This is a genomic window from Mycobacterium appelbergii (assembly GCF_032883035.1).
GTDB lineage: Bacteria > Actinomycetota > Actinomycetes > Mycobacteriales > Mycobacteriaceae > Mycobacterium > Mycobacterium appelbergii.
Genome location: NZ_JAMQTH010000020.1, coordinates 1 through 21274, shown reverse-complemented (window position 1 = coordinate 21274; position 21274 = coordinate 1). Strand labels below are relative to the sequence as shown.

At 67.6% G+C, this 21274-nt stretch carries 24 protein-coding genes, 1 pseudogene and 1 riboswitch; of the genes and pseudogenes, 15 read left to right on the top strand and 10 right to left on the bottom strand.

The window, feature by feature from the left end; translation table 11 throughout:
• Nucleotides 1-26: 26 nt before the first annotated feature.
• Complete coding sequence (locus M1247_RS33150) at nucleotides 27-437, bottom strand: cold-shock protein (RefSeq protein WP_317160805.1); 411 nt, start codon at nucleotides 435-437, stop codon at nucleotides 27-29.
• A 152-nt stretch (nucleotides 438-589) separates the two neighbouring features.
• On the opposite strand from M1247_RS33150, the gene M1247_RS33145 reads away from it, so the two are divergent.
• The 4 genes from M1247_RS33145 (at nucleotide 590) to M1247_RS33130 (ending at nucleotide 4289) form a co-directional block, all read left to right on the top strand.
• Entirely contained in the window at nucleotides 590-988 is a 399-nt protein-coding gene (locus M1247_RS33145; RefSeq protein WP_317160686.1) for a YccF domain-containing protein, read from the top strand.
• Nucleotides 985-2049: a GTP 3',8-cyclase MoaA gene (gene moaA / locus M1247_RS33140; RefSeq protein ID WP_317160685.1), complete on the top strand. Its 1065-nt coding sequence runs from the start codon at nucleotides 985-987 to the stop codon at nucleotides 2047-2049. Before M1247_RS33145 ends, moaA begins: the two co-directional genes overlap by 4 nt.
• Before the next feature lie 13 nt (nucleotides 2050-2062).
• A complete protein-coding gene (locus M1247_RS33135; protein WP_317160804.1) occupies nucleotides 2063-2329 on the top strand; it encodes a MoaD/ThiS family protein in 267 nt (88 codons plus the stop codon).
• Between the two features lie 246 nt (nucleotides 2330-2575).
• A riboswitch (cyclic di-AMP (ydaO/yuaA leader) is annotated at nucleotides 2576-2757 on the top strand.
• A gap of 8 nt (nucleotides 2758-2765) precedes the next feature.
• The gene (locus M1247_RS33130) at nucleotides 2766-4289 is read left to right on the top strand and encodes a transglycosylase family protein (RefSeq protein ID WP_317160684.1); all 1524 of its coding nucleotides are present in this window, start codon (nucleotides 2766-2768) and stop codon (nucleotides 4287-4289) included.
• 15 nt (nucleotides 4290-4304) lie between these two features.
• On the opposite strand, the gene M1247_RS33125 is transcribed toward M1247_RS33130, so the two are convergent.
• Genes M1247_RS33125 through M1247_RS33110 form a run of 4 tightly spaced genes read right to left on the bottom strand, consistent with a single transcriptional unit; the run spans nucleotide 4305 to nucleotide 5876 of the window.
• Entirely contained in the window at nucleotides 4305-4733 is a 429-nt protein-coding gene (locus M1247_RS33125) for a molybdenum cofactor biosynthesis protein MoaE (RefSeq protein WP_317160683.1), read from the bottom strand.
• Nucleotides 4730-5209, bottom strand: coding sequence for a MogA/MoaB family molybdenum cofactor biosynthesis protein (locus M1247_RS33120; protein WP_317160682.1), 480 nt, complete (start codon nucleotides 5207-5209; stop codon nucleotides 4730-4732). Before M1247_RS33120 ends, M1247_RS33125 begins: the two co-directional genes overlap by 4 nt.
• Nucleotides 5206-5679 (bottom strand): cyclic pyranopterin monophosphate synthase MoaC, encoded by a 474-nt coding sequence (gene moaC, locus M1247_RS33115; RefSeq protein ID WP_317160681.1) that lies wholly within the window; start codon nucleotides 5677-5679, stop codon nucleotides 5206-5208. The genes M1247_RS33120 and moaC overlap by 4 nt, the downstream gene beginning before the upstream one ends.
• Nucleotides 5680-5681: 2 nt before the next feature.
• Entirely contained in the window at nucleotides 5682-5876 is a 195-nt protein-coding gene (locus M1247_RS33110; RefSeq protein ID WP_317160680.1) for a hypothetical protein, read from the bottom strand.
• Nucleotides 5877-5982: 106 nt separating this feature from the next.
• Between M1247_RS33110 and M1247_RS33105 the strand changes: the two genes are divergently transcribed.
• On the top strand, nucleotides 5983-8238 hold the full coding sequence (locus M1247_RS33105) for a helicase-associated domain-containing protein (RefSeq protein ID WP_317160679.1): 2256 nt from the start codon (nucleotides 5983-5985) through the stop codon (nucleotides 8236-8238).
• Between the two features lie 51 nt (nucleotides 8239-8289).
• On the opposite strand, the gene M1247_RS33100 is transcribed toward M1247_RS33105, so the two are convergent.
• Nucleotides 8290-9006 (bottom strand): TetR/AcrR family transcriptional regulator C-terminal domain-containing protein, encoded by a 717-nt coding sequence (locus tag M1247_RS33100; RefSeq protein ID WP_317160678.1) that lies wholly within the window; start codon nucleotides 9004-9006, stop codon nucleotides 8290-8292.
• Between the two features lie 46 nt (nucleotides 9007-9052).
• On the opposite strand from M1247_RS33100, the gene M1247_RS33095 reads away from it, so the two are divergent.
• The 3 genes from M1247_RS33095 to M1247_RS33085 are packed head-to-tail and all read left to right on the top strand — an operon-like array spanning nucleotide 9053 to nucleotide 13154.
• Complete coding sequence (locus tag M1247_RS33095; protein ID WP_317160677.1) at nucleotides 9053-10117, top strand: isopenicillin N synthase family dioxygenase; 1065 nt, start codon at nucleotides 9053-9055, stop codon at nucleotides 10115-10117.
• Nucleotides 10114-11496, top strand: a complete 1383-nt coding sequence (locus M1247_RS33090) for an MFS transporter (RefSeq protein ID WP_317160676.1) — start codon at nucleotides 10114-10116, stop codon at nucleotides 11494-11496. The genes M1247_RS33095 and M1247_RS33090 overlap by 4 nt, the downstream gene beginning before the upstream one ends.
• 8 nt (nucleotides 11497-11504) lie before the next feature.
• Nucleotides 11505-13154: a DNA repair helicase XPB gene (locus M1247_RS33085; protein ID WP_317160675.1), complete on the top strand. Its 1650-nt coding sequence runs from the start codon at nucleotides 11505-11507 to the stop codon at nucleotides 13152-13154.
• A gap of 15 nt (nucleotides 13155-13169) precedes the next feature.
• Here the strand turns inward: M1247_RS33085 and M1247_RS33080 are convergent, their stop codons facing one another.
• Complete coding sequence (locus tag M1247_RS33080; protein WP_317160674.1) at nucleotides 13170-13514, bottom strand: cupin domain-containing protein; 345 nt, start codon at nucleotides 13512-13514, stop codon at nucleotides 13170-13172.
• Nucleotides 13515-13589: 75 nt separating this feature from the next.
• On the opposite strand from M1247_RS33080, the gene M1247_RS33075 reads away from it, so the two are divergent.
• Together M1247_RS33075 and M1247_RS33070 are read left to right on the top strand one after the other, a co-directional pair.
• On the top strand, nucleotides 13590-13913 hold the full coding sequence (locus tag M1247_RS33075; protein WP_317160673.1) for a hypothetical protein: 324 nt from the start codon (nucleotides 13590-13592) through the stop codon (nucleotides 13911-13913).
• A gap of 118 nt (nucleotides 13914-14031) precedes the next feature.
• Nucleotides 14032-15048, top strand: a pseudogene (locus M1247_RS33070) (YbfB/YjiJ family MFS transporter); the annotation flags it as partial.
• Between the two features lie 45 nt (nucleotides 15049-15093).
• On the opposite strand, the gene M1247_RS33065 reads toward M1247_RS33070, so the two are convergent.
• A complete protein-coding gene (locus M1247_RS33065; RefSeq protein ID WP_317160672.1) occupies nucleotides 15094-16026 on the bottom strand; it encodes a LysR family transcriptional regulator in 933 nt (310 codons plus the stop codon).
• A 114-nt stretch (nucleotides 16027-16140) separates the two neighbouring features.
• Between M1247_RS33065 and M1247_RS33060 the strand changes: the two genes are divergently transcribed.
• Entirely contained in the window at nucleotides 16141-16851 is a 711-nt protein-coding gene (locus tag M1247_RS33060) for an SDR family NAD(P)-dependent oxidoreductase (RefSeq protein WP_317160671.1), read from the top strand.
• 71 nt (nucleotides 16852-16922) lie between these two features.
• Here M1247_RS33060 and M1247_RS33055 read toward each other — a convergent pair whose 3' ends face one another.
• On the bottom strand, nucleotides 16923-17912 hold the full coding sequence (locus M1247_RS33055; protein WP_317160670.1) for an LLM class F420-dependent oxidoreductase: 990 nt from the start codon (nucleotides 17910-17912) through the stop codon (nucleotides 16923-16925).
• A gap of 55 nt (nucleotides 17913-17967) precedes the next feature.
• Here M1247_RS33055 and M1247_RS33050 point away from each other — a divergent pair, with 55 nt between their 5' ends.
• Nucleotides 17968-18393, top strand: a complete 426-nt coding sequence (locus M1247_RS33050) for a pyridoxamine 5'-phosphate oxidase family protein (RefSeq protein WP_317160669.1) — start codon at nucleotides 17968-17970, stop codon at nucleotides 18391-18393.
• Here the strand turns inward: M1247_RS33050 and M1247_RS33045 are convergent.
• Complete coding sequence (locus M1247_RS33045) at nucleotides 18390-18944, bottom strand: TetR/AcrR family transcriptional regulator (protein ID WP_317160668.1); 555 nt, start codon at nucleotides 18942-18944, stop codon at nucleotides 18390-18392. The two genes, M1247_RS33050 and M1247_RS33045, sit on opposite strands and share 4 nt — an antisense overlap.
• A 78-nt stretch (nucleotides 18945-19022) precedes the next feature.
• Here M1247_RS33045 and M1247_RS33040 point away from each other — a divergent pair, with 78 nt between their 5' ends.
• Genes M1247_RS33040 through M1247_RS33030 form a run of 3 tightly spaced genes read left to right on the top strand, consistent with a single transcriptional unit; the run spans nucleotide 19023 to nucleotide 21165 of the window.
• Nucleotides 19023-20231, top strand: coding sequence for an FAD-dependent monooxygenase (locus M1247_RS33040; protein ID WP_317160667.1), 1209 nt, complete (start codon nucleotides 19023-19025; stop codon nucleotides 20229-20231).
• 52 nt (nucleotides 20232-20283) lie between these two features.
• Nucleotides 20284-20706, top strand: coding sequence for a PPOX class F420-dependent oxidoreductase (locus M1247_RS33035; RefSeq protein WP_317160666.1), 423 nt, complete (start codon nucleotides 20284-20286; stop codon nucleotides 20704-20706).
• Between the two features lie 12 nt (nucleotides 20707-20718).
• The gene (locus M1247_RS33030) at nucleotides 20719-21165 is read left to right on the top strand and encodes a TIGR03618 family F420-dependent PPOX class oxidoreductase (protein ID WP_317160665.1); all 447 of its coding nucleotides are present in this window, start codon (nucleotides 20719-20721) and stop codon (nucleotides 21163-21165) included.
• The last annotated feature ends 109 nt before the right edge of the window (nucleotides 21166-21274 follow it).

The window sequence follows — 21274 nt, the reverse complement described above, 5'->3', positions numbered from 1 at the left end:
CCGTCAACGAGCGCAGCGGGAAGAGCTCAGGCGTCGAGTTCTTGCGCGACGGCCTTGACCACCTCGGACACCCGTCGGGCGACCTTGCGATCGGGGTAGCGGCCCTTGCGCAGCTCGGGCTGCACCGCGCCCTCCAGCAGCGTGATCATGTCCTCGACCATGCCGTGCAGCTCATCCGGGGTGTGCTTGTGCTCGGGACGCTCGGCCTCGCGACGCGCCCTGCTCAGGCTCGGCGGTGGGTCAATCAGCTTGAGACTCAACGCCTGCGGGCCGCGTCGGCCTGCAGCCACGCCGAACTCGACCCGTTGCCCGGCCTTCAGCCCCTCGACACCCGACGGCAGGGCGGAGGACCGGACATAGACGTCCTCGCCCTCTTCCTGCGACAGAAAGCCGAAGCCCTTTTCGGCGTCGTACCACTTCACCTTGCCGGTCGGCACTGCGCTCACCCGCTCGTCATGATCAGCTCAAACATGGACATACAAAGCACGCGCCCCGGTTGCGCCGGGACGCGATGTGCTGATCCTACTAGCAGGCTGCCGCCGCGTTCATCCCCATTACTCGGTAGGCTGGGCGGACCGCTGGAGGAGAGATGCGCCTGATACTGAATATCATCTGGTTGATCTTCGGCGGCCTGTGGCTGGCGCTCGGATACCTGCTGGCAGCGTTGATGTGCTTCGTGCTGATAATCACCATCCCGTTCGGGTTCGCTTCCCTGCGTATCGCCGTCTACGCGCTGTGGCCGTTCGGCCGCACCGTCGTCGACAAGCCAGGAACCCGGCCGGGTGCGCTCATCGGCAACATCATCTGGGTGATCCTGTTCGGCATCTGGCTGGCCATCGGCCACGTGGTCAGCGCCGTGGCCATGGCGATCACGATCATCGGGATCCCATTGGCTCTCGCCAATCTGAAAATGATCCCGATCTCCCTGATGCCGCTCGGCAAGGAGATCGTCCCGGTCGACGCGGTCGAGACAAAGGTGGCCGTATGACAGTGACGGGACTGGGTTTTCCCACGGTGGCACGACCTGCCGGCGACGCCCCGAAGGACGGTCCGTTGATCGACACCTACGGCCGGGTCGCCACCGACCTGCGGGTGTCACTCACCGACCGGTGCAATCTGCGCTGCACGTACTGCATGCCCGCCGAGGGGCTGGACTGGCTGCCGGGCGACGCGCTGCTGAGCGCCGCCGAGCTGGGCCGCCTGCTGCATATCGCGGTCACCCGTCTCGGCGTGACCAACATCCGGTTCACCGGTGGTGAGCCACTGGTCACCCGTCACCTCGAGGAGGTGATTACGGCAGCCGCCGCATTGACGCCCCGACCGGAAATCACGTTGACCACCAACGGGATCGGGTTGGCCCGGCGTGCCAGGGGTCTGAAGCAGGCCGGGCTGGACCGACTCAACGTGTCCCTGGACAGCGTCAACGCCGAACATTTCGCGCGGATCACCCGCCGCGACCGGTTGGCCGATGTGCTGGCAGGCCTGGCCGCCGCGAAGGCCGCCGGCCTGAATCCGGTGAAGGTCAATGCCGTCCTCGACCCCGTGACCGGACTCGACGACGCGGTGGAACTGTTGCGGTACTGCCTGGATCACGGGTACCAGCTGCGCATCATCGAACAGATGCCGCTGGATGCCGGTCACAGCTGGCGGCGCGGCGAAGCGATCGACGCCGATCAGATCCTGCGGACCCTGCGCAGCCACTTCGACCTGCAGCCCGATCCGAGGCCGCGCGGCTCGGCGCCCGCCGAGTTGTGGCAGGTTGCCGCGGGACCCGACCATGCGGCCGGCACGGTCGGCGTCATCGCCTCGGTATCGCACGCGTTCTGTTCGGCCTGCGACCGCACCCGGCTGACCGCCGACGGCCAGATCCGCAGCTGTCTGTTCTCCCAGGAGGAGACCGATCTGCGGGGGCTCTTGCGCGGCGGCGCCGACGACGACGCGGTCGAGGCCGCCTGGCGAGGGGCCATGTGGGCCAAACCTGCGGGCCACGGCATCAACGATCCGGATTTCGTGCAACCGACGCGACCGATGAGCGCAATCGGTGGGTGATGATCAGGGAATGATGACGACTACGACGACAATCAAGATCAATGTTCGTTATTTCGCCGCTGCCGCGGCTGCCGCCGGAGTTGAGACCGAAACGTTAGACATCACGCCGGGAACGACGATCGCGACGCTCACCGAGCGCCTGGGCGCGCGTAACGCAGAGCTCGCTCACGTGTTAAAGCGCTGCTCATACCTGTGCGACGGGGTCGCGGTACGTGACACGACGAACGCGATTACAACGCCCCAAACTTTGGATGTATTACCGCCCTTCGCCGGTGGTTAACGTGATTTGCATCACATACAAAACGATAACGAGCTGGCTACAGCCTGGTGGAGTTGGCCTCTCACCTGCGGTAACACGGGAGCCAGCTGGGGCTTTAAAGCTCTTTTAATTTTTGCCGAGGCCCAAAACGCGCGGGCCGGCAAAAGATGACGGGACCCCCACGACCCGTTACCGTTCATTCCCAAGTCAACCGACTTTCATCGGCCGACCTGCCGCCCCCGATAGCGCCGAGCTCCATCCATCGGGTCGCGGTTAACGACGAACAACAGGATGGAGGCGGGGGACCCACCGGTCCACCGAATCAATAAGGACCAGGAGCCGCTTGCGGCCCCTTGGGGTGAAGCTGGCGTCGCGAAGGCGCCGCCGGCCGGGTGACCTCTCCAACCCGAACCCGACAGCTGACCTCGTGGGCGCATACGAGAGGACCTGCACGCTTATGAGTGGACGGCACCGCAAGCCCACTTCAACTTCATCGGCCAAAAACGTCGCCAAGATCGCCGTAACCGGCGCGGTCATCGGTGGCGGCAGCCTCGCCCTCGCGGGCCAGGCCATGGCTGCTACCGACGGCGAATGGGACCGGGTAGCCAGCTGCGAGTCCGGTGGCAACTGGGCCATCAACACCGGCAACGGCTACCACGGCGGCCTCCAGTTCTCCCCCAGCACGTGGTCTGCCCACGGCGGTGGCGAGTTCGCCCCCTCGGCCTTCATGGCCACCAAGGAACAGCAGATCGCGGTCGCCGAGCGCGTGCTGGCGAGTCAGGGCAAGGGCGCATGGCCCACCTGTGGTCGCGGCCTGTCCGGCGCCACACCGCGCAACGTGGTCGACGAGCCGCAGCCGCTGGATGCTCCCGCCGTGAACGGCGAAGCACCGCCGCCGGTCGATCCGTTCGCCCCACCGCCACCCCCTCCGCCGATGGATGGCCCGGTCGACATGCTGGCCGCCCCGGCGCCCATGCCCGAGGCGCCGCCGCCGGCTCCACTGCCCGAGCCCCTGCCGCCGGCCCCGTTACCGGAAGCCCTGCCGCCTGCCCCGCTGCCGGAGGCCCCACCACCGGCCCCGGTCGACGCACTCCCGCCGGCCCCCGAGGCTCCGCCGGCGCCGATCGACGCGGCACTGCCGCCCGCACCGGCCCCCGAAGCGCCCGCACCCATGGACGCTCCGCCGCCTCCGCCCGAAGCGCCGATCGTCGATGCCGCGCTGCAGGTACCGCCCGCCCCGTTGGACGCGCCGCTTCCCGCTGATGCACCGCCGCCGCCGGCCGACCTGCCGCCACTTCCGGCCGATGCACCGCCGCCTCCGCCAGTCGAGCCCGCACCGCCGGCTCCTCCGGCCCCCGACGCCGTCGCCGCAGCCCCCGAGAACTGGGATCAGGCCCCGGCACCGGCAGACCAGCCGCAGACCTGGGCGCTGCACCCCGGCTCCCCGCTGCCGCTCGATCCGGCACTGCCTCCCGGCCCGCCGGCACCGGCACCGGTCGCGGCTCCCGGCGGTGCACCCGCGCCCGTCGCCGCACCGGCCCCGGATGCATTGGCCGCACCCAACGGCGTCGGCATGCCGGCTCCGGCTGCCGACGTGGCCGACCCGGCCGCGCCCAATGGCGCGCCGGTTCCCGCTGAAGGCGTCCCGCACCTGGCCAGCCCGGACAACCTGCCCCCCGGCACCACCGAAAGCCCGGCCCAGGTGCCAGGCCAGGGGCCGAACGTGACGTACCTGCGGGAGATCTGGCACGCCATCCAGACACAGGATGTCAGCGGTAAGGATGCCCTGCTGGCGCTGACCCAGCGCCCGCTGACCTCGGCCCCTCCCGGCGGCACGGCACCGAACCTTCCGACCGGCGGCCCGGCCCCGGTGGATCCGGCAGTTCCCGCTGCACCGCCCGCACCCGGCGCACCGCTGGTCGCGGATCCGGCCGCACCGGCGCCGATGCCGGCCCCCGCTCCGGCGCTGCCGCCGGCCTGAGTCGGGCCGGTCCGCTCAGGCGGATCCGACCCATTCGTCGGTGCCGTCGGCGAAATGCTGGTGCTTCCACACCGGTAGCCGCTCCTTGACGGTGTCGACGAGACGGGCACAGGTTTCGAACGCCGCTCTGCGATGGTCCGCTGCCACAGCGGCCACCAGGGCGGCGTCTCCTATTTCAAGGTTTCCGATGCGATGGCTGACCGCGATCGCCCGCACCCCGTCGCTGTCCGCGGCGATCTGCGCCGCGACCTCCTCGAGCGTCTGCTGCGCGGTGGGATGCGCGGAATACTCCAGCTTGGTCACCGCCCGGCCACCGTCGTGATCACGGACCACTCCGGCGAATCCGACCACGGCACCGGCGGCCTCGTGCGATACCAGCGCCTCGTACTCGGCGAGCACGATCGACTCCGCGGTGAGTGCAACACGTACGACGACGGCGTTCATCGGGAGTGATCCTTGCCTCGAAGTTGGTCCAATGCATGCTCCAGCACCCCGGCAAGCACCGACAGCCCGTCCTTCACGCCGCCGGGCGAGCCCGGCAGGTTCACGATCAGCGTGCGGCCCGCCACCCCGCAAACGCCGCGGGAGAGCACCGAGGTCGGCATCTTCGGCAGCCCTGAGCGGCGGATCGCGTCGGCCAGGCCGGGTATCTGGTAGTCCAGCACGGACATGGTCGCTTCCGGGGTGGCGTCGGTCGGTGAGATACCGGTGCCACCGGAGGTGATGATGAGGTCGACGTGTTCGGCGAGCGCGGAACGCAGCGCATCGCCGACCGCCCTGCCGTCGGCGACCACCATCTGCTCCGTGACGTCATACCCGCGAGCGGCCAGCCAGCCGACGATCACGGGACCTGTGCGGTCGTCGTACACCCCGGCTGCCGCCCGGGTGGAAGCGATGATCACCCGGGCTGAATGCGTCACGTGCTCGATCTTTCCCACAATCCCGTTTTACCGCCTTCTTTGCGCACGACCCGGATGTCGTCGATGCGCGCGGCGGGGTCGACGGCCTTGATCATGTCGTAGAGCGTCAGCGCGGCCACGCTCACGGCGGTCAACGCTTCCATCTCGACGCCGGTGCGGTCGGTGCTACGCACGGTCGTGGTGATCTCGACGGCGGCGTCGCCGACGGTGAAGTCCACGTCGACGCCGGTGAGCGCCAACTGGTGGCACAGCGGTATCAGGTCGGAGGTCCGCTTGGCGGCCAAGATGCCGGCAACCCGTGCGGTGGCCAGGGCATCACCTTTGGGCAGCCCGCCCGAGGTGATGAGCTTGACGACATCGGCGGTGGTCAGCAGGGTGCCCGCGGCCACCGCGGTGCGTTTGGTGACCGCCTTGGCAGTCACATCGACCATGTGCGCCGCCCCGGACTCGTCGACGTGCGACAGACCCACGGTTACTTGTTTACGACGGTGACCGGGTGGGTGTACGGAAGTTCGTCCGCCGGCAAGGGGAACGTCAGGTCGCCGAACGGGGACAGCGCTCCGGTGCGGTCGGTCGCGAGCTCGCTGACGGCGTGATCGTCGCCGTCGGTGATGGTCGGCCAGCCATTGTCGATGTACTGCTTCTTCTTGTCAGCCACGCCCCACATTGTGGCAGGCCACCCTCGGGGAGGCGAGACCGGCGGTCCGGCCGGCGGCGGTGAGCGCAGCCGCCGACGGATGCGCACAGCCGGGCTGCTTTACGCTGGTCAGCATATGACCGCACAGACAGCAGGCGTCCCGCTCGGCGCCTGGCTGGCCGACCTCCCCGACAAAGAGCTGACCCGTCTACTGGAGTTGCGGCCCGACTTGAGCCAGCCACCGCCTGGCACCATCGCGGCGCTGGCTGCCCGCGCCACGTCGAGGCAGTCGGTCAAGGCCGCCACCGACGCGCTGGACTACCTGCATCTGGTGGTGCTCGATGCACTGCTGGTGCTGCACGCCGACACCACCGCAGTGGCGGTGACCGAGGTGACCGGGCTGCTCGGGGACCGTGCCGACGCCAACGCGGTGGCCGCCACGGTCGACGATCTGCGCGAGCGGGCCCTGGTCTGGGGAGCCTCCGCGGTGCGGGTGGCCCCCGAAGCGTCCGCCGGGCTGCCGTGGTTCCCGGGTCAGGCGGTGTCGGAGGCCACTGACCGCACCGCCGACGAGATCGCCGGCCTGCTCGAAGGGCTCGACGATGCCCAGCGCGATCTGCTGGCGCGACTCCTCGAGGGGTCACCGGTCGGCCGTACCCGCGACGCGGCGCCGGACGCACCGAGTGACCGGCCGGTGCAGCGGCTGCTGGCGGCCGGACTGTTGCGCCGGATCGACGACGAGACGGTCATCCTGCCGCGCCTGGTCGGCCAGTCGCTGCGCGGCGAGGTACCCGGACCGGTCGAATTTTCGCCGCCGCGGCTCGAGCTGACGTCGACGGCGCCCGCCGATGTCGACGCGGTCGCCGCCGGAGCCGCCATCGACCTGTTGCGCGAAGTCGAACTCGTACTCGAAAACCTCAGTAACACACCGGTTCCCGAGTTGCGCAACGGCGGTCTCGGGGTGCGTGACCTCAAGCGGCTGGCCAAGTCCACCGGCCTCGATGAACCCCGGCTGGGGCTGCTGCTGGAACTCGGCGCCGCCGCGGGGTTGATCGCCGCCGGAATGCCCGAACCCGACCCGGGCGCCGGCACCGGGCCGTACTGGGCGCCGACGGTGGCCACAGACCGCTTCGTCGAATCACCGACGGCTGCGCGCTGGCAACTACTGGCAACCACGTGGCTGGACCTTCCCGCCCGTCCCGCCCTCATCGGTACGCGTGGACCCGACGGCAAACCCTATGCGGCGCTGTCCGATTCGTTGTATTCGACGGCTGCGCCGTTGGACCGCCGACTACTGTTGGCGATGCTGGCCGAATTGCCGCCGGGGTCCGGCGTCGGCGCGGGCGAAGCGTCACGGGCGATGATCTGGCGCAGACCGCGCTGGGCGATGCGGTTACAACCCGACACCGTGACCGACCTGCTGGCGGAGGCGCACGCGCTCGGGCTGGTGGGCCGCGGCGCCATCAGCACGCCCGGTCGAGGGCTGCTGGCCGACGATCCGGCCGAGGTCGTGGTGGCGGCGATGTCGAAGGTGCTGCCCAAACCACTCGACCATTTTCTGTTGCAGGCCGATCTCACGGTGGTCGTGCCGGGCCCGCTGCAGCGCGATCTGGCCGACCAGTTGGCAGCGGTGGCCACCATCGAATCGGCGGGCGCGGCGCTGGTGTACCGGATCAGTGAGGCCAGCATCCGGCGGGCCCTCGACGCGGGCCGCACCGCAGGCGATCTGCACACATTGTTCGAGAAGCATTCCAAAACCCCGGTGCCGCAAGGACTGACGTATCTGATCGACGACGTCGCACGTCGGCACGGCCAGTTGCGGGTCGGTATGGCAACGTCATTCGTGCGATGTGAGGATCCCGCGCTGCTGGCCCAGGCGGTGGGCGCACCCGGCAGCGAACGGCTGGAGATGCGCCTGCTGGCACCGACGGTCGCGGTGTCGCAGGCCCCGATCTCCGAGGTACTCGCCGCGCTGCGCGACGGTGGGTTTGCCCCGGCCGCCGAAGACTCGACGGGCACCATCGTCGACCTTCGCGCCCGTGGCGCACGCGTGTCGGCACCGACCCGGCGTCGCGTGTACAAGCCGAGCCCACCGCCGACCGAGCAGACCCTCGGGGCCATCGTCGCGGTGCTGCGCAAGGTGGCTGCGGGGCCGTTCGCCAACGTTCGGCTCGACCCGGCGGTGGCGATCACCCAGTTGCAGGAAGCCGCCATCGAACAGTCCTCGGTGGTGATCGGTTATGTCGACCCGGCAGGGGTGGCGACCCAGCGGGTGGTCTCACCGATCAATGTGCGCGGCGGACAGCTGACCGCGTTCGATCCGGCCTCCGGCCGGGTGCGGGAGTTCGCCATCCACCGGGTGACGTCGGTGGTGTCGGCCAAGGACGACTAGCTGTAATTCGTTTGCCCGGCATCACACACGGGCCGGCCGGTTCGAATGAGATCACCGCGGGGGTAGCTGGGCTTCGAGGCCGTCCAGCAGATACTGCAACCCCGTCCGGTAACTGCCCTCGAAGTCGTCGTCGAACAGGTACCCGTTGTCCGCGAGCGTCGGATATCGGTCACGCTCCTCGCTTAGGCGGTCTTGTCCCAATCGACGTTCCTCGTCGGAGATCGTCAGGGCCGACTCCGACGACGCCGAGCCCATGACGTGGTTGTAAAGCACCCACGTCGCCGAGGACAACCCATGGCCACTGAAGCCGGCACGAGCCAGCGCCGCCTGCAGGGACTCCATGGTGGCAAGGAAGTTCGGGCCGATGGTCGGCCGCTGCCGGGCCGGCAACGCCGCCGCCCAGGGATGGCGAAGCAACGCCGCCCGCCACGATGTCAGGACCTGGGTCACCGCCGAGCGCCAATCCGATCCCGCGTCGCGTTGAGGCGGAGTCTCGCCGAAGATCGCATCCACCGCCAGGTCGATCACGTCGTCCTTGGTGTCGACGTGCCAGTACAGCGACGGCGCACCTGCGCGCAGACGTTCAGCAAGTCGGCGCATGGTCAGCCGGTCGACGCCCTCCTCGTCGAGCAGTTCGATCGCCGCGGCGACAATGCGCGCCTGGGTGAGCGGCTGGTTCCCCCGCGCCACCCGACGTGGCCGTAGCCACACACTGCGGACGGTCGTTTCGTCCTGCTGGTCACCCTCGGCGTCCGTGATGGCTGTCACCTTCCATAAATCTGTCCGGCTCAACCGGTGAGAGAAGTCTAGTACGGTGGTCCGCAGCATCGAACACTGTTCGATACTCGATCATCGTTCTAGAAACGGGAGTCACGCCATGGACGGCACGCTGAATACGATCACGGTGGTGGACGGATTCGTTCCGGTCATCGACCTGTCCGCCCGCAATATCCAGACCCGGCGCCGCGCCCTCGCCCACGCGATCGGCGGTGCCTGCGAAACCTCGGGATTCTTCGTCATCGTGGGGCACGGAATACCGCGCGAACTGGTGAAAAGCATGGAAACGACGACCAACGCGTTCTTCCGGCTGCCCGACCGGGACAAGGACCGCGTCGCAACTCGCCCGGGGGTGTCAGGATTCCGGCGTTTCAGCGGTTCCACCGCCCAGACGCTGGGCAATACCGCTCCCCCGGACCTCTGCGAAGGATTCAGCACCCACACCACCGGCGAGCTCGGCGATGCCGAGCGGGCGGAGCTCGGAAATTACTGGGCCTCTTGGAAATTGGCCAATATCTGGCCTGCAGCTCCCGTCGGCTTCAAACAGGTCTGGCAGGACTACACGGCCGCCATGACCGAGCTGTCGCGCGATCTGGTGCGGCTCTTTGCGATGGCGCTCGACCTGGAGGAGTCATTCTTCGACGACAAGTTCGACCGACACGTCTCCTCACTCACCGCCAACTACTACTACCCGCAACATGAACCGCCGCTGCCCGGTCAGATGCGGCGCGGGGCCCACACCGACTTCGGCGCGCTGACCGTGCTGTACACCGAACACGACCGCAGCGGTCTGCAGGTCCGTACCAAAGACCTTCAGTGGGTTGACGTCCCGGCAGTCCGGGACAGCTTCGTGATCAACATCGGTGATCTGATGGCACTGTGGACCGGCGGCCGATGGAAGTCGACCATGCACCAGGTCGTCAATCCGCAACGGGAATGCACCTCATCCCGATTGTCGATCCCGTTCTTCTTCCAACCCAACCATGACGCAGTCGTCGAACCGATGGGCCCAGGCACCAATGTCGGCGACGAGACATCGACAGTGGTTGCGGGCGAATGGATCTCCGCCAAAATGCAGATGCTGTTCACGTCCGCTTCATGAAACCCGACCGCGTCGGATCCTGGCGCGAGTTGAGCCACCATCGACGTATCGCGGTGATCCTGGCCGGCGGCGTACTCGTGGGCGCGATCAACATCTATCTGACGGCCAGCCTGTTGCCGACAGCGGTGGCCGATATCGGCGGCGAACCGCTCTACGCGTGGAATACCACGGTGTACCTGTGTGGTCAGGTCATCGCGACCATGCTGGTCGGGCAATTGCTTTCGCGACGTAGCGCGGTGTCGTGCTACCTGATCGGCTTCGGCGTGTTCGCCTTCGGCTCCGTTGTCTGCGCCGCCAGCCCGAGCATGGCGGTCCTGCTGATGGGGCGTGGCACTCAGGGCCTGGCCGCAGGCCTGCTGATCGGCCTGGGTTTCGGCCTCATCCACTCTGCCCTGCCCCATCACCTGTGGGTACGGGGCAGCGCACTGGTTTCGGCCATGTTCGGCCTCGGCAATCTCGTGGGTCCGGCGGTCGGCGGGCTCTTCGCACAGTTCGGTTCGTGGCGATCGGCCTACGGCACACTCGCCGTCGCCGCACTGATGATGGCGATGCTGGTCCCCCGCGCCTTCCGCTCGAACCACCGGGACAAACCCCCGCCGACCGGCATACCTGTGCGATCGCTTGTGCTGATCATCGGGGCCGTGGGGCTGTTGAGCATCGCCGGTGTGGCCCGCGGCGTGCTCGCGATGATCGGCTGCATCACCGTGGCGCTGTTCCTGGCCGCGGCCTTGCCGTGGGCAGAACGGCGCGCACACACACCGATCCTTCCGGCGTCGACATATCGGGCCGGCTCGGCGGTGCCCTGGGTGTACCTGACCATTCTGTTCCTCGCCTCCGGCGTCGCCGTCGAGACGTTCGTGCCATTGTTCGGTCAGCGTCTGGCCGCACTACCGCCGGTGACAGCGGGATTTCTCGCGGCAGTGTTGTCGCTCGGCTGGTCGGCAACGCAGGTGGCGAGCTCCTCGGCGGGCTCCCGCCAGACGGTCCGCCGGCTCCAGGTCGCCGGGCCCATGATGCTGACCGCCGCGTTTGCGGTGCTCATCCCCCTCCAGGTCAGCCCGGCACCGCTGATGATGGTGATCGCCTGGGTGATTGCCCTGCTCATCGGCGGAGCGGGGATCGGATTGGCGATGCCGCACCTGTCGGTGGCCGCCATGACAGGTGACGATGATCCGGCCGAGGGCAACCGCGCCGGTGCGGCCATCGCGATCGTGTTGACCATGTCGACCGCGTTCGGCAGCGCCCTCGCCGGCCTGCTCGTCAACCTCGCCGGGACCGACCTGCTCAGCGCGGCGCGATACCTCTTGTCAGGTTTCACGGCGGTCGCTGCGCTCGGAGTGCTCACCGCAGTCCGCGCCTTGTCGGCCGATTCGGAATAATGGAACAAATGACCGACGGCCCCCTGATCGTGCAGTCCGACAAAACGGTGCTGCTTGAAGTCGACCACGAGCAGGCCGGCGCGGCGCGCGCGGCGATCGCACCGTTCGCCGAACTGGAACGCGCCCCCGAACATGTGCATACCTACCGCATCACCCCGCTGGCGTTGTGGAACGCCCGCGCGGCAGGCCACGACGCCGAACAGGTGGTCGACGCGCTGGTGAGCTTCTCGCGCTACGCGGTGCCGCAGCCGCTGCTGGTCGACATCGTCGACACCATGGGCCGGTACGGGCGGCTGCAGCTGGTCAAACACCCGGCACACGGGCTGACGCTGGTCAGCTTCGACCGCGCGGTGCTCACCGAGGTGCTCCGGAACAAGAAGATCGCGCCCATGCTGGGCGCCCGCATCGACGACGACACCGTGCTGGTGCACGGCAGCGAGCGCGGGCGGGTCAAACAGATGCTGCTGAAGATCGGCTGGCCGGCCGAGGACCTGGCCGGCTATGTCGACGGCGAGGCGCATCCGATCTCGTTGGCCGAGGACGGCTGGGTGTTGCGTGACTACCAGCAGATGGCCACCGATTCGTTCTGGGCGGGCGGCTCCGGTGTGGTGGTTCTCCCATGCGGCGCGGGTAAGACGCTGGTGGGGGCGGCGGCCATGGCCAAGGCCGGTGCGACGACGCTGATCCTGGTCACCAACACCGTGGCGGGCAGGCAGTGGAAGCGCGAGCTGATTGCCCGCACCTCTCTCACCGAGGAGGAGATCGGCGAGTACTCGGGTGAGAAGAAGGAGATCCGGCCCGTCACGATCGCGACCTATCAGGTGATCACGCGGCGCAGTAAGGGTGAGTACAAGAACCTGGAGGTCTTCGACAGCCGCGACTGGGGCCTGATCATCTACGACGAGGTACACCTGCTGCCCGCACCGGTGTTCCGGATGACCGCGGACCTGCAGTCCCGGCGCCGGCTCGGGCTGACCGCAACGCTGATCCGCGAGGACGGCCGCGAAGGCGACGTCTTCTCGTTGATCGGTCCCAAACGCTACGACGCGCCCTGGAAGGACATCGAAGCCCAGGGATGGATCGCACCCGCGGAGTGCATCGAGGTGCGGGTGACGATGACCGACAACGAGCGCATGCTCTACGCCACCGCCGAACCTGAGGACCGCTACAAGCTGTGCTCTACGGTGCACAGCAAGATCGCGGTGGTCCGCTCGATTCTGGAGCGCCACCCAAAGGAGCAGACCCTGGTGATCGGCGCCTACCTCGACCAGTTGGAGGAACTCGGCCAGGAACTGGACGCCCCGGTGATCCAGGGATCCACCAAGAACGCCGAGCGCGAGCTGCTGTTCGACCAGTTCCGGCGCGGTGAGATTCAGACGCTGGTGGTCTCCAAGGTCGCGAACTTCTCCATCGACCTGCCGGAAGCCTCGGTGGCTGTGCAGGTTTCGGGCACGTTCGGGTCGCGCCAGGAGGAGGCCCAGCGGCTGGGCCGGCTGCTGCGTCCCAAGGCCGACGGCGGCGGTGCGGTGTTCTACTCGGTGGTGTCCCGGGACAGCCTGGACGCCGAGTACGCCGCACACCGGCAGCGCTTCCTGGCCGAGCAGGGGTACGGGTACGTCATCAAGGACGCCGACGACCTCTTGGGCCCGGCGATCTGATCTCCGGCCAACCGTTTACGTGTGCGGCCCGACGGGTTTGACGACGGTCAGCAACACCACCGAATCTTCGAGGGCGGCAAGGCTGTGCCGGCTCCGCGGAATCACGATGTGATCACCGGGTGATCCTTCCCAGCCGGCTTCCGCATTCGACAGCCGGACCCTGCCCTCGAGAACCTGCAGGGTGGCTTCACCCGGGCTCTCGTGCTCGTCGAGGCCGTTGCCTGCGGTGAGCGCGATCAGCGTCTGCCGTAACGCATGCTCGTGTCCGCCGTAAACCGTGTGCGCGCTGCGTCCGCTGCTGGCCGTGCGGGCTGAGGCCAACTGCTGACGTGCGACCGCGGTCAGTGAAATCTTCTCCATCACGGTGCTTCCTTCCGACTAGATCGTCACGCTGCCGGTCCGGCGGGCTTCGATGCTGTCTGACACGATATTTCCATGGCGGGGCGTTCAGCCCGACATCTGGTCGGGTTTGTCGCAGCCGTTGTCGCTGCGATGGCATGGACGGTGGCCGCCGGCTGCCTGGTGCTGCTCGGGCGGTTCGCCGCGGCTGATACCCGCTGCGGGCATGTGCAACCGCGGGTGGACATGGGCGGCGGATGGATCGTCATCGTGACCGTCGTGGTGTGGGCGGCGCCGTTCGTCGCGCTCGCGATCGCACGCAGGCGCCGCTGGCAGGTGACTCTCGGCACGCTCGCGGTCCTGATCGCCGCGGCCGTGGTCGTCGACATGTTCGCCCGCCCCGTCGCGTTCTGCTTCTGACCGGACCGCCGCGGCCGGGCACAATCGGCCACGATCGGGCACATTGCGAGGCAATACCTTGCAGCTGAGAGCAATTCAGTCCTGGCCCGCTCACCTGAACTCCCCGCACGATGGTGCGATGCACCATCACAAACACGTCGCACGTACGGCCGCGGTGCTCGCGGCGGCCATGGGAATCGGTCGCTTCGTCTACACGCCGATACTTCCGCTCATGAGCGCCCAGGCCGGTGTCACGGCACATACCGCGGCCAATCTCGCCACCGCGAACTATGTCGGCTACCTCGTGGGCGCGCTGGCCGGGACCATCTGGCCGTGGGTGGCCCGGTCGATGTCCGTGTGCCGGGCCGGCCTGCTGGTGCTCATCGCCAGCTTGGCGGCAATGCCGTTGACCACCAACGGTATTGCGTGGGGCGTCCTGCGGACGTTGGCCGGGGTCGCCAGCGCGTTGGTGTTCGTCATCGCGGTCAACATCATGATGGAGCACCTGCACGAACATCCGGCACATCTGGCCGGGTGGGGTTTCGGTGGTGTGGGCGCCGGTATCGCGTTCTCGGCGGTGCTGGTGCTGGCCGCCGGAGACTGGAAGGGCGCTTGGTGGGCCTCGGCAGCGGCGGCAGCCGTGCTCAGCGTCGGCGCCTGGTCGATGCAACCGGCTTTGCACCGCGGCGCGGCGGCCGGCGAAGCCTCGCAGCGCCCGCCGCACCGAGCCTTCACGCTGCTGCTGACCAGCTACACCCTTGAAGGCATCGGCTACATCATCGCGGGCACGTTCCTGGTCGCCGCGGTCGCACAGGGCACGCCACACTGGCTCGGAGGTGGCGCGTGGCTGGTGGTCGGTTTGGCCACCGTTCCGTCCGCGGCGCTGTGGGCGGCGCTGAGCATGCGCTGGTCGCATCCGGCCCTGCTGACGGTCGCGCTGATGGTCCAGGCTGCCGGAATCGCCGTCGCCGGCCTGGCCGGTGGGGTGATCGCCGCGCTCGTGGGCGCCGTGTTGTTCGGTGGCACCTTCGTCGGGGTGAGCATCCTTTCCTTGGCGCACGGCCGGCTGCTGCGCTATCCACGGGCCGTCGCATTGCTGACGGCCGGGTATTCGGCCGGCCAGATCCTCGGACCGGTCGTGGTGACGCCACTGCTGCACCACGGATTCCGTCCGGCCCTGGTCTCCGGGGCACTGGTGGTACTAGCGGCCGCCGTCGTCGCCGGGCTGATGCGGATCATCGACGGGCAGCCATACGGACGGGTCGGCCAGACCGAAATCGCCGAGGTCACGGGTGAATTCGTTGATCACCGCCCGGACGGTCGCACTGTCTTCACCCCGCCGCCACACCAGCGACCAGGTCCACAGGGGTGACGGGTTCACCACGGGACGACGCACCAGGCCTCTTGGCGGCTGCACATCCTGCCCCTTGGGGTTGTTGAGGACCGGACGCCGCAGCCGTCGGACATGCTCGAAGAACGTCGGTCCCGTGACGCCGCCGTCGTCGGTGCGCATGACGCGCGCCCCCGTCGCCGCCGCGAACTGCTCACCGTAGCGGTTCCACGACGACCAACTCGCGTCGTCGGAATCGACGAGTACCACAGTGTCGCGGGCCTCGACCGGTGACTCGTCGGTGCCGGCACACAGCGCGTACAACCGGTCCACACCGATGATCCGGGCCTCAAGCGACAACGACTCCAGATCGCGGTTCTGCACCCAGCAGATGGCCAGATCCAGGCTGCCGTCGGCGACCCGGGCGGCCTGCGCGTGCGACGGCATCACCCAGGTGTCCAGCCGCAGCTCGGCCACACCCGCCGCCCGCTCGGCCCAATCCGACGGGCACCACTTCACCCAGCCGATGCGCACCGGATCGGATACCGCCAGACCCGTGGCGCGCCTGCGCAGTTCGTCTGCCGCAGCGATCAGCGCACGGGCGTCGGGCAACAGCGCGCCACCGGCCGGGCTCAGCGCAACCGTCCGGCGATCACGTTCGAACAGCACGACCTTGAGATCACGCTCCAGGGCCTTGATCTGTTGAGACAGCGATGGCCCGGCGATATGCAGACGCTCGGCCGCGCGGCCGAAGTTCAACTCTTCGGCGACGGTGATGAAATACCGTAGCTGCCGTAGCTCCACCGTTGCAGCGTAATAGGCACAACCTCCCAGCAGAGAGCTAACCCGTCCCGCCGCCGGGACATGTCGCGCCGCCGCTACGCGTTGTCCAGAGCACTCACAGCGAAAGGCACTGACATGAGCACTTCGACACGCGTCGCGATCATCACCGGCGCATCCCAGGGCATCGGCGCAGGTTTGGTGGCGGGTTACCGCAAACTGGGCTACGCCGTCGTCGCCAACTCACGCGGCATCGGTGAGAGCGAGGACCCGATGGTGCTCACCGTGGCGGGTGACGTCTCGCAGCCGGGCGTCGGCAGTCGCCTGGTCGACGCCGCACTGGAGCGGTTCGGCCGCGTCGACACCGTGGTGAACAACGCGGGCATCTTCATCGCCAAGCCGTTCACCGAGTACACCGACGCCGACTACGACGCGATCGCCGGGGTGAACCTGCGCGGATTCTTCGACCTGTCCCGCGCGGCGCTCACGGCGATGCAGTCCCACGGCGGCGGCCACCTCGTCAATATCTCCACAAGCCTTGTCGACCAGGCCAATTCGAAGGTGCCCTCGGCATTGGCGGCCCTGACCAAGGGTGGTCTCAACGCGGCCACGAAGGCGCTGGCCGTCGAGTACGCCAGCCGCGGGATCCGGGTCAACGCCGTGGCCCTCGGCTCCATCGATACCCCGATGCACGATCCGTCGACCCACGACTTCATGGCGGGGCTGAATCCGATGGGCAGGCTGGGCGCGATCGACGATGCCGTCGATGCCGTGCTGTACCTGGAACAGGCCGGGTTCGTCACCGGCGAGATCCTGCGCGTCGACGGCGGTCAAAGTGCCGGACACTGAGGACCCCGTCCAGATCCTGGGTGAGGTGCTCGACGGCTGGCAGATCGCGTTCTACCAGGTGTCGCCGCCGGCTAACTGAGCGCGGGAATGACCTTCTGCTCGAACATTTCGATACCGGACCGGTCATAGGCGGCCTCCGGGAAGTACATGATGGCGTACTCGCAGCCGAGATCGCGCATACGCTGCAGCTTCTCGATAACCTGTTCGGTTGTGCCGCTCCCGGATTCGGGCGCGCTCAGCGTCGAGAGCATGGCGTCTGCGGCCGACTCGCCTGCGACGGGCACCTGACGGGAGCGCAGCCGGGCGATGCGGTCTTTCACGTCGCGCTCCGTTTCACCGATGACGGCGTTGAAATTGGCGGAGCGGACGATCGCGTCGTAGTCGGTGCCCACGTCGCGACAGTGCGCGGCGAGCACCTCGGACTTGTGGGCGAACCCCTCGGGTTCCGAGGTGAAGTTGGTGTAGTGCGCATATTTGGCCGCGATGCGCAGCGTGACCTTCTCTCCCCCACCGGCGATCCACATCGGAATGCCGTTGTCCTGCATGGGCTTGGGAGACACGATCGCGTCGTCCACCTGGTAGTGCTTGCCGTCGAGGGTTACCCTGCCGTCACGCCAGGCGTCGCGCATGATCTGCACGCCCTCGTCGAGCCGGCCCAGCCGCACCCCGGCCGACGGGAACCCGTAGCCATAAGCCCGCCACTCGTGCTCGTACCAGCCGCCGCCGATGCCCATCTGCACCCGGCCGCCGGAGATCACGTCCGTGGTGGCGGCGATCTTGGCCAGGTACACCGGGTTGCGGTAGCTCATCGCCGTGCACATCTGCCCGAGCTTGATGCGCCGCGTGGTCGCCGCGTACGCCGACATCAGCGACCACGCCTCGTAGGTGACCTCCTCGGTGGGCACCGGAACGGTATGGAAGTGGTCGTACACCCACAGCGAGTCCCAGGCGCCGTTGTCGGCATACGCGGCCAGGTCGTGCATCACCGGCCAGTGCCGTTCAACGGGAATGTCTACGAGATCGAGCCGCCAACCCTGCGGGATGAAAAGTCCGAAGCGCATGGCTCCTGACTCTACGACGCCCGGATATGTCCGTGCCCGCGGCTAGCCTGACGGCATGGCCCTTTCCAAGGAAGAACGCGAACAATTTCTTGCCGAACCGCACATCGCCGCGCTGTCGGTGTCCGCTGGAGACGACCGTGGACCGCTCACGGTGCCGATCTGGTACCAGTACTCACCCGGCGGTGAACCGTGGGTGCAGACCGGCGCAGGATCCCGCAAGCACCGACTGATCGAGGCCGCCGGGCATTTCTCGTTGATGGCCGAGCGGCTGGAGCCCACCGTCCGCTATGTCGCCGTGGACGGTGCGGTCAGCCGGATCGAACCCTCCACCGACGAACATCTGATCGAGATGGTCAAGCGCTACCTGCCGCCGGAGAAGGTGGAACCGTACCTGGAGTTCGCGCGCCGCGAGCACGGCGAGAGCGTCACCATCTACCTGAAACCGCAGCATTGGAATGCGGCAGATCTCGGGTCGCTCTAGTCCGCCCGTTCACCCAGCACCGCCATCGCGCCGTCGACCGTGGCGCGGCGCAGTTCCTCGTAGTCGGCGTCGGGAAACTGCAGGCAGCAGTCCTGCAGGCCGCCGAAGGCGATGACTGCGCGGGTCGACTGCGCGAGCGTCGGTCTGCGGCCGAACACCAGCGCACCCAGCCTCGCCCGCCAGGCCAGGATCGCCTCGATCAGGCCCAGGTCGGCCAAGGTGGTCAGTTCGGAGACCAGCAGCACCAGATCGGCGCGGTGGCGGTAATGAAAGTCGAAGTAACCCTCGAGAAGTTCACGCGGTGAGGGTCTGTCCGCGACCCGCTTGCGCTCCTGCTCGGCGATGAAGACTTCGCCCTCGTCGATCAGGGGTTGCAGAATGCTGCGGACGAGTTCCTCGCGTGACCGGAAGTGGTAGTAGAGCGCGGGTTTGGTGATGCCAAGGCGGTCTGCGATGTCCTGCAGGCTGGTCCGCTGCACACCTTTCTCGGTGAACAGTGCGCGCGCCACATCCTGGATGCGCTGCCTGGTACCGGACGCGGGCCTTGTCACCTGACCACCCTAACTTACTTAACGATCGGTAAGCTCACGAAAAGACGTTTACCGACCGTTAAGTAAGCAAGGAGAATCATGCAGGTACTCATCTCCGGCGCCAGCGTCGCCGGACCGGTGCTCGCCTACTGGCTGAGCAGGCACGGCTTCGACGTCACAGTGGTCGAACGCGCGCCCGCGCTGCGCAAGACCGGCGGCCACGCCATCGACCTGTTCCGACCCGCCATGGAAATCTCCGAACGCATGGGGGTACTACCCCGCATCGAGGCACACGCCACCGGCACCACCCGGCTGAGCATCCACCATCCCGGGGCGCCGCGACCCACCCACATCGACTACGTCAAGCTCCTCGGCGCCATGTCCGACCGGCACCTCGAGATCATGCGCGACGACCTCAGCGCGATCTACTTCGACGCCGGTCGCGACGATGTCGAATATCTCTTCGGTGACCAGATCACCTCGATCTCACCCGACGGCGATGTGACATTCGAGCACCACCCGCCCCGGCGCTTCGACGTCGTCGTGGGCGCCGACGGACTGCACTCCGGCGTACGCCGGCTGGTGTTCGGCGAAAACGTCGCCGAACGCTTTCTCGGCGGCTACCTCGCGGTGGTGTCGGTGCCGAAAAGCTTTGCCCGCCACAATGAGATGACCGGCTATTACGAGCCGACGCAGGTGGCGATGGTCTATACCGCCGACCATCTCGACGATGCCCGTGCATTGTTCGTCTTCCGTCCGGGCCAACCACTGGATTACGACTATCGCGACGTGGGACGCCAACAGGCCCAGCTGCGTGCCGCGTACGCCGAGTCGGAGCCGGAGGTGCATCGCTGGCTCGATGAGCTGGAGCGCTCACCGGCGTTCTACTTCGACGCCATCACCCAGTTGGAGATGACGTCGTGGTCACGTGGCCGGGTCACCCTGGTCGGCGACGCCGGATACTGCCCCGGACCCGCCGTCGGCGGAAGCACCAGCCTCGCGGTGTACGGCGCCTACGTGTTGGCCGCCGAGATGGTGCGCGCCGGAGACGACTACCCGGCGGCATTCGCCGCCTACGAACGCATCATGCACGCACCTGTCACGGGAAGCCGAAAGCTGGCCCGGGTGAATGCGAAGACGATTGTGCCGACAAGTCGTTGGGGAGTTCGCGCCCTGGTGGGCACCGGCCGGTTGATATCAGCACTCCCGATGGGGCTGACGCAGTCTGTCGCCCGGCTCAACACCAAAGGGGTGCGGCTGTATGACACCATGCCACTGCCCACGTGGCCGGCCCGAAACCCGCGCTGACCGCTGCGGCGCAACGTCTGCTCGCCCAGAAAAGCTGGCGTAGCGTGACCGCATGGCCGAACTTTCCGATGATGTGATCGCGTTCCTTTCCGAAGGCACCCGCACCGCTGTCCTGGGTTGGGGTGCCGCCGATGGACGACCGTTGGCAGCGCCGATCTGGTTCGTCGTCGACAACGGCGACCTGGTCTTCAACACCGGCAGAGACACCGCCAAAGGACGTGCGCTGCTTCGTGACCCGCGGGTGGTGCTCTGCGTCCACGACGACCGTCCGCCCTTCACGTTCGTCCAGGTCCAGGGCGTGGGTTCGATCAGCGAGGAACCCGACGAGTTGCTGGACATCGCGACCCGGACCGGCGGCCGCTACATGGGCCCTGACCGCGCCGAGGAATTCGGCAGGCGCAATGGTGTCCCTGGAGAGCTGGTGGTGCGGGTCAAACCGACGAAGGTCCACGCCGTGTTCGGCGTGGCGGACTGAGGCGGGGACATCATGACCGACGTCCGGGCATTCGGCGAACTGTTGTCGCAAGATCATGGGCTCTGTGTGCTCAGTACCCTGCGCGACGACGGCAGTATCCAGTCCTCGGTGGTCAACGCCGGGGTCATGGCACACCCGCAGACCGGTGCGCCGGTGGTCGCGCTCGTGGCCATCGGTGGGGCGCGCAAGTTGCAACACCTGCGCACCGATCCCCGCGCCACCGTCGTCGCCCGCGCAGGCTGGCAGTGGGTCACAGTCGAGGGCACCGCGGAGATCATCGGCCCGCAGGACCCGAAACCCGATGTCGACGCCGAAGCCCTACGGCGGTTGCTCCGGGCCATCTTCCAGGCCGCCGGCGGCAGCCACGACGACTGGGACACCTACGACCGCGTGATGCGCGAGGAGCGTCGGGCCGCAGTGCTGATCGCCCCCACCCGGGTTTACTCGAACCCAGGCTGACGTCGAGATTGCACAGAGGGTCGTGACGTCGCGCGCAGAATCAAGCGGTCGCTGCAACACCTGATTTGTTTAGGGGTGTTGTTCGATGGCGTTTCGTGTTCAGGGCAGC

Bases quoted from the DNA above. Each gene is read 5' to 3' on its own strand.
- M1247_RS33145 (WP_317160686.1), top strand. From the start codon at position 590: ATGCGCCTGATACTGAATATCATCTGGTTGATCTTCGGCGGCCTGTGG.
- moaA (WP_317160685.1), top strand. From the start codon at position 985: ATGACAGTGACGGGACTGGGTTTTCCCACGGTGGCACGACCTGCCGGC.
- M1247_RS33135 (WP_317160804.1), top strand. From the start codon at position 2,063: ATGACGACTACGACGACAATCAAGATCAATGTTCGTTATTTCGCCGCT.
- M1247_RS33130 (WP_317160684.1), top strand. From the start codon at position 2,766: ATGAGTGGACGGCACCGCAAGCCCACTTCAACTTCATCGGCCAAAAAC.
- M1247_RS33125 (WP_317160683.1), bottom strand. From the start codon at position 4,733: ATGAACGCCGTCGTCGTACGTGTTGCACTCACCGCGGAGTCGATCGTG.
- M1247_RS33110 (WP_317160680.1), bottom strand. From the start codon at position 5,876: ATGTGGGGCGTGGCTGACAAGAAGAAGCAGTACATCGACAATGGCTGG.
- M1247_RS33105 (WP_317160679.1), top strand. From the start codon at position 5,983: ATGACCGCACAGACAGCAGGCGTCCCGCTCGGCGCCTGGCTGGCCGAC.
- M1247_RS33090 (WP_317160676.1), top strand. From the start codon at position 10,114: ATGAAACCCGACCGCGTCGGATCCTGGCGCGAGTTGAGCCACCATCGA.
- M1247_RS33085 (WP_317160675.1), top strand. From the start codon at position 11,505: ATGACCGACGGCCCCCTGATCGTGCAGTCCGACAAAACGGTGCTGCTT.
- M1247_RS33080 (WP_317160674.1), bottom strand. From the start codon at position 13,514: ATGGAGAAGATTTCACTGACCGCGGTCGCACGTCAGCAGTTGGCCTCA.
- M1247_RS33075 (WP_317160673.1), top strand. From the start codon at position 13,590: ATGGCGGGGCGTTCAGCCCGACATCTGGTCGGGTTTGTCGCAGCCGTT.
- M1247_RS33060 (WP_317160671.1), top strand. From the start codon at position 16,141: ATGAGCACTTCGACACGCGTCGCGATCATCACCGGCGCATCCCAGGGC.
- M1247_RS33055 (WP_317160670.1), bottom strand. From the start codon at position 17,912: ATGCGCTTCGGACTTTTCATCCCGCAGGGTTGGCGGCTCGATCTCGTA.
- M1247_RS33050 (WP_317160669.1), top strand. From the start codon at position 17,968: ATGGCCCTTTCCAAGGAAGAACGCGAACAATTTCTTGCCGAACCGCAC.
- M1247_RS33040 (WP_317160667.1), top strand. From the start codon at position 19,023: ATGCAGGTACTCATCTCCGGCGCCAGCGTCGCCGGACCGGTGCTCGCC.
- M1247_RS33035 (WP_317160666.1), top strand. From the start codon at position 20,284: ATGGCCGAACTTTCCGATGATGTGATCGCGTTCCTTTCCGAAGGCACC.
- M1247_RS33030 (WP_317160665.1), top strand. From the start codon at position 20,719: ATGACCGACGTCCGGGCATTCGGCGAACTGTTGTCGCAAGATCATGGG.